5 protein-coding genes and 1 pseudogene are annotated in these 4,463 nt (G+C 68.8%); 1 reads left to right on the top strand and 5 read right to left on the bottom strand.

Annotated features, from left to right (window positions below):
• Positions 1 to 307, top strand: a 307-nt coding sequence (locus tag AC5LSR_RS23315; protein WP_493469035.1) for a DUF4143 domain-containing protein, incomplete at its 5' end; no start/stop codon positions are given.
• A 195-nt stretch (positions 308 to 502) separates the two neighbouring features.
• Here the strand turns inward: AC5LSR_RS23315 and AC5LSR_RS23310 are convergent.
• From AC5LSR_RS23310 to AC5LSR_RS23290, 5 genes and pseudogenes are all read right to left on the bottom strand, one after another.
• A complete protein-coding gene (locus AC5LSR_RS23310; protein WP_250286968.1) occupies positions 503 to 2,650 on the bottom strand; it encodes a TIR domain-containing protein in 2,148 nt (715 codons plus the stop codon).
• Positions 2,651 to 3,040: 390 nt separating this feature from the next.
• On the bottom strand, positions 3,041 to 3,328 hold the full coding sequence (locus tag AC5LSR_RS23305) for a type II toxin-antitoxin system RelE family toxin (RefSeq protein WP_445548415.1): 288 nt from the start codon (positions 3,326 to 3,328) through the stop codon (positions 3,041 to 3,043).
• Complete coding sequence (locus AC5LSR_RS23300; RefSeq protein ID WP_250286970.1) at positions 3,325 to 3,627, bottom strand: type II toxin-antitoxin system Phd/YefM family antitoxin; 303 nt, start codon at positions 3,625 to 3,627, stop codon at positions 3,325 to 3,327. Before AC5LSR_RS23300 ends, AC5LSR_RS23305 begins: the two co-directional genes overlap by 4 nt.
• A 103-nt stretch (positions 3,628 to 3,730) precedes the next feature.
• The gene (locus AC5LSR_RS23295) at positions 3,731 to 4,156 is read right to left on the bottom strand and encodes a hypothetical protein (RefSeq protein ID WP_250286974.1); all 426 of its coding nucleotides are present in this window, start codon (positions 4,154 to 4,156) and stop codon (positions 3,731 to 3,733) included.
• 44 nt (positions 4,157 to 4,200) lie between these two features.
• Positions 4,201 to 4,463 (bottom strand): annotated as a pseudogene (locus AC5LSR_RS23290) (hypothetical protein); the annotation flags it as partial.

Below are 4,463 nucleotides of genomic sequence, written 5' to 3'. Positions count from 1 at the left end.
CCGAAACAATCGCAACATCCGCAATCCCTGCACACGGGCCGGTGTCGGCGGCGAGCTGCACCAACTGCTACCACTACCGGACAAGGTCAAGGTGGACGCGCTGCTGGAAACCCCTGACGGCCGTGTCGTCGGGATCGAGGTCAAAGCCGGCGCCACCGTCCGCACCGAGGACCTCGCCGGCCTGCGCCACCTCGCGAACCTGCTCGGCCCACGCTTCGTAGCCGGCTACGTCCTCTACACCGGCCAACAAACCCTGCCCTTCGGCGACCGCCTCTGCGCTCTCCCCTCGACGCCCTGTGGAACCTGACCCCCTGATGACCCACCTGGCCCCGCGAGTCCGGTGAGGTCGTTCTCGCGGACCGGACGGGAACGGGCCGATGAACGACGCACGTTCCGCTTCCTCAGCCAGGCGTTCCCGAATCCTCCAACATCCGGATGCTGCTGGCAGCCGGCATGATCGGCGCTGGAGGTCCCGACGGTTCTCCTGCCTCCGCCTGCTGGCTCACTTCTTCTCGGGATCCGATCCCCGGAAGTATCGTTGCAGGTCGAAGTATGTTCCGAGGAGATCGGGCGGGACGGCCGGCGTCCCGTCCGGGTTGGACGGCATGCGTCCGGAACCCGGATCGACAAGGCCGACGAACAGGTCGATAACGCCGTTTGTCACCTTGTCGAGGATATTTGTCAGACTCGCCAGGTTGGGATCCCGCGCGGCGGGCGTGGTCAAGCCGGCGGTCAGCCTGCGCCCGTTCGCCGCCGAGGCGCGCAGGCTGAGCCCACGTAGCGGGCCGAGTTCCCGGCCGCCGCGTCGTACCCGGTCCGCCAGCTCCGTCGCCGTGATGAGCGTGAGCTGGCCGAGCGCCGAGTCGTCGAAGGCATCGGCCACGGCCCGCGCGAACCGTTCCGGGTCAGGGAGCCGGGTGGCGACCTCTGTGGCGACGAGAACGAACTCGTTGGGATTCGCCCGGAGCATCTCCGCGATCGCGGTGGCCAGCTCCGGGTGGCGGGGCAGAGCGCGACCGAGAACGGTGAGAGTGCTCGCTGCCTGGTCGGCGGAGCAGGCGGACCCCAGCGCACGGGCGAGAGACGGGTCAACCGCCAGCGCGACCGCCGCCAGATACTCGCCATACGCATCGGGCCGGATCGGGCTGAACGCCCATCGGCCCGGATAGAGCGTGCCGAGCGCGTTCTGGCACTGCCGGATCCCTTCGGCGTCGACGCCCAGTATGCCGGGCAGCGCGGCCGACAGGGCTTCCGCCTCCGCGAAGGAGCCGGGCCGCGTGAGTGTCGCCAGGGCGCAGATCTTGGCCGCCAGACCTGTCTGAAGGTCGCCGTCGTGACGGCCGAGCTCACGCCAGCAATGCTGATCGTGTTCCATCAGCGTGGCAAACGGGGCCCGGGAGCTGTGGATATCTCTGAGGGAGGCGTTCAGCGCCGCCGCGTGTACGTCCAGCACCGACTGAAGACGCATGAGATCAGCGGGTGGCGGCACGACGATCGGCCCGGCCTGTCGCAGCTCTGTCCGAAACGCCATGTATGCGGCATCAAAATGGACGCGCCGCGCGTCGGGCCCGGCCGGAAGAGGGGTTATCGACTGGGCCTGGGCCGCTCGGAAAAGGTCGGCGGTCCGCGTGTCGGCCAGCGACTGGAGATCCCGGAGCAGGTACTGGGCGGACCGTGTGAGCAGGAGCAGCCGCCGCGGCGAGGTGCCGGACGCGGCCCCCTCGGCGAGTATGGCAGCGATCAGGGCGGCCTGGTCGAGCCGCGGTTCGGCGCTGTCGACGACCACCATCACCGGGACATCGGCCTCGCGCAGGCACCGGAGCTGGGCCTGGCTCAACGAGGAGTTGACCAGGACCGTCAGCCAGCCCTGCTCGCTCAGCTCCTCGCAGACCCGCATGGCCAGCCGCGTCTTGCCCGATCCAGCCTCACCAGCCAGCAGCCGCGCGGAGAACAAGCCTGGCCCGGCCACCCAGAGATGCAGCGCGGCCCTGTCGCCGCTGAGCTCGACGAAGGGCGCGACGCGGTGTTCGGGCCTGAGCAGCACGCTCGGTGCGCAGATGGCGGTGGCACGGGGCTCGGGATAGGAGAAGAAGATGGCACCATGCCCACTGGCGCCTGGCACATCAGGCTCGGGAAACGACGGCCGGACGGGTACCGCCCTGCCGTCCTGAGGGTAGGGCGGCGCGCAGGTGGGCTTCGCCCGTCCGCCCGAGGCCGCCAGCCCCGCCGCCCACAGCAACTGAAAGCGGGCCTGGTCTTCCGGTTGGCCGAACAGGTCGAACGAGACGACCGGGCCCAGCAACCCGGGCGGCGCACAGTTCGCGACCCGGGCGACGAGAAGCCGGCGGCCACTGCCGGTCGGGTCACGGACCCAGGCAGCCTGCCATTCCGCCTTGCGGTGTTCCGAGCGGATGTAGGCGTCGGAAAGCACCACGATTGTTCGGTCGGACCGTTGAAGGCCGTCGTCGACGCTGGCAACCCAGTTGGAGCCGGGAACGGAGTCCCAGGCCCGGATCTGGACCTGGTACCCGGCATCTTCCAGCGCCCAGGCGATCCACTCTGCCCAGGCCCGGTCCGCCTGCGCGTACGACACGTAGAAGTCGTAGCTCTCGTAGCCGCTCGTGCCGTCCGCGCCGCCGCCTATGGTCACCTCGCCAGTGTGCCACCGGCACAGTCCGTGCTAGTCGGCGACATTATGCGACAAGGGTGTCGCACTGGCACTCGACTGACAGACGGGGCAGTTCGCAGTTGGGGCCGTGGCATGGCGCCACGGCCAGGAATCGACTGTGGCGCGGTTCGCGGTATCAGCGCGGCGCTCACCTCGTGGCGTCTGTCTCGACGATCGGATCTACTGAGCTGGCACCGGAGCGCCAGGCCGGAGACGGGGACTGATGGTCGACGCTACTGGCTGGCAGCCGAGGGTCTGCCGCTATCCAGGGGTGGCTCCAGAACCCGGTTCAGACGAACTTCAGATGCGGGCGAGCTGGGATTGCATCCGCCTCTGCCTCGGGCTTTGATGTCCGGCAGCGGACCGTGCCATCTACGTGTGGTAGACGTCGGCGCGGTGGTCGATACGTACGACGTGGACCATGCGTCTGCGGTCGTCGATGCGGTAGACCACGCGGTAGGCGCCGCGTCTGGCGGCGTGATAGCCGTGTAGCTCGCGGGCCAGTGGTTTGCCGACGCGTTGCGGGTTGTCGAGCAGCGCGCCGGTGACGAACTCGATCACCGCGGCTGCCACGGCGAGCGGCAGCCCGACCGGTGGGCCTTCGGTCAGCGTCCTGTGTGCGGCCGGGGCGAGCGAGAGCCGATAGGCGTCGTCGGTCACCGTTCCCGCTCGACCCGGACGGCGAACGCGCGACGTAGCTCGTCGGCACCGATGGCCTCACCGGCGGCGATGTCCGCCTCGGCCTGACGGATCCGCTCCACCGCGCCTGGCGTGGACAGCAGGTCGAGGGTTTCCTCCAACGCCTCCAGATCCGCGACAGCGAGCATGATCACCTCGGGTCGCCCGTTCCGGGTGATCACCACTCGTTCATGGGTGTCTCGGATCTCGTCCATCACGGCCGACAGCCGTGCCTTTGCATCCGCCAACGGGATCGTCGCCATGACCAGAATAATAGTCACGGGCTACCGAAGCCGCCGGGCAACATCACAGGCGTACTCGAAGAACCGATCACCGCCGTGGTTTGACGCCCGCGTCCGCTGGAGAGCCGGCAACCGCGTCAGGTCATCCGCGTCCCACAAGGTGGAACACCCGGCTGAGCCGCCGGTAGGGATCACGCCGGCCGGCTTCGAGTTCCACCTCGGCGATCCTGGTCAGCTCGTCCTCGTCGTCCTCGTCGTCCCCGTCGTCCCCGTCGTCGAGGGTCATCCAGTCGGTGAACAGCCACACGCCGTACCAGGCCAGCGGGCGAACTCCACGATCAGCGAACAGGCCGGAGAGTTCCTCGACGGTGTCGGCACGCGTGTCCAAACCCAGCACGCCGCACTCCCCCCGGGCGTGGAAGGCGGCCCGCGCGTCGTCCCACCGACGCTCCAGCGCGGGGCGGACGGCAAGGGTCGCCGCGTTGAGCGCCATCACCGAGACGATGCCGTCCACAACGGTGCACGCGCACAGGGCCTCGATCATCGGGGCCGGCTCGGACAGATACATCAACACGCCGTGACACAGCACAGCGGCAAATCGTCGGCCCCGCGTCAGGGCGGGCGCGTCCTCGCCGCTTCCTCGCACCAGCCGGACACGGTCACGAACGTCAGCCGGCTCGGCGGCCAGCCGCCGCTGCGCGGCAGCAAGCATCGCCTCGGACGAGTCGAGCAGGGCCCCAGCGCTGTGAGGATTTGTCGCCGTTCCTGCTCGAATCTGGCCGGCCAGGCCGGAGAGTAGTCGACAATCGTGATCGTGCGATGCTCGACGCCGCCGATAAGCTCTGCCATGGCCCTTATTCGCGTCGACCGATTAA

This window comes from Protofrankia sp. CiP1_Cm_nod4 (assembly GCF_982290645.1).
This window is presented reverse-complemented; position numbering and strand designations above follow the sequence as displayed.